The sequence below is a fragment of the Paraburkholderia heleia NBRC 101817 genome (assembly GCF_000739775.1).
Lineage (GTDB): Bacteria > Pseudomonadota > Gammaproteobacteria > Burkholderiales > Burkholderiaceae > Paraburkholderia > Paraburkholderia heleia.
The window spans coordinates 1-1460 of record NZ_BBJH01000092.1; the positions used below are offsets into that span (position 1 = coordinate 1).

Sequence of the window (1460 nt, forward strand, 5' to 3'; positions counted from 1 at the left end):
CCCGCGTAGGTGCGCAGGTTCACGTTCACGGGCACGCTCGCGTCCTTGAGCGTGAGGTGCGCCGGCTGGTTCTCCTCGTGGTTCGTGTTCGAGATGAACACCGACGAGAGCCGGTCGAACGTGAGCTTGCCGTCGGGCTTCGGATACTCGATCGGCCTGCACTGCGAAGCGGGCTTGAGCATCTCGTGATCGCGGTGCTGGTGATGCAGCGTCCACGGCACGTTGCCGCCCAGCAGCTTCTGCTCGATGCCCACCATCAGCGTGCCCAGGTACAGCCCCTTGCTCATCCACTGCTTGAAGTTGCGCGCCTTGTACAGCTCCGTGTAGAGCCACGACTGCCGGAACGCCTGCGGATAGGCCGCGAGTTCGTCGCCCTGGCGGCCGGCCTGCACGGCTTCGAACGCCGCGTCGGCGGCCAGCATGCCGGTCTTGATCGCCGCGTGGCTGCCCTTGATGCGCGAGGCGTTCAGAAAGCCCGCGTCGTCGCCCACCAGCGCGCCGCCCGGGAACACGAGTTTCGGCAGCGACATCAGGCCGCCCGCCGTGATCGCGCGCGCGCCATACGACACGCGCTTGCCGCCTTCCAGATACCTGCGGATTTCCGGGTGCGTCTTGTAGCGCTGGAATTCCTCGAACGGCGAGAGATACGGGTTCTGGTACGCGAGACCCACGACAAAGCCCACCATCACCTGGTGGTTGTCGATGTGGTACAGGAACGAGCCGCCGTAGGTATCGCTTTCCAGCGGCCAGCCAGCCGTGTGGATCACGAGGCCGGGCTGGTGCTTCGAGGGATCGATCTCCCACAGTTCCTTGATGCCGATGCCGTAGACCTGCGCATCCGCATCCTTGCCGAGCTTGAACCTTTCGTTCAGCTGGCGGCCCAGGTGCCCGCGGCAGCCCTCGCAGAACAGCGTGTACTTCGCGTGCAGCTCCATGCCGAGCTGGAAGTTCTCGGTGGGCTCGCCGTCCTTGCCGATACCCATGTTGCCGGTGGCGACGCCCTTCACGGACCCGTCGCCGTGGTAGAGCACCTCGGCAGCGGGAAAGCCGGGGAAGATTTCCACGCCCAGCGCCTCGGCCTGCTGGCCCAGCCAGCGCGTGACGTTGGCGAGGCTGATGACGTAGTTGCCGTGGTTCCTGAAGTTCTCGGGCAACGCCCAGTTGGGCACGCCCTTCGCGCCGGTTTCCGTGAGGAACAGGAACCTGTCCTCGGTCACGGGCACGTTCAGCGGCGCGCCCTGCTCCTTCCAGTCCGGCATCAGTTCATTGAGCGCCCGCGGATCCATGACCGCGCCCGAGAGGATATGCGCCCCGATTTCCGAGCCTTTTTCCAGCACGCAGACGCCGATTTCGACGCCTTTCTCCGCGGCCAGCTGCTTCAGGCGGATCGCAGCCGACAGCCCGGCCGGGCCGCCGCCGACGATCACCACGTCGTATTCCATCGACTCGCGCGGGCCGTA

The 1460-nt window shown here is 65.9% G+C and carries 1 protein-coding gene; it reads right to left on the bottom strand.

The window, feature by feature from the left end:
* Nucleotides 1-1460, bottom strand: a 1460-nt coding sequence (locus tag BHE01S_RS35780) for an electron transfer flavoprotein-ubiquinone oxidoreductase (protein WP_052406262.1), incomplete at both ends; no start/stop codon positions are given.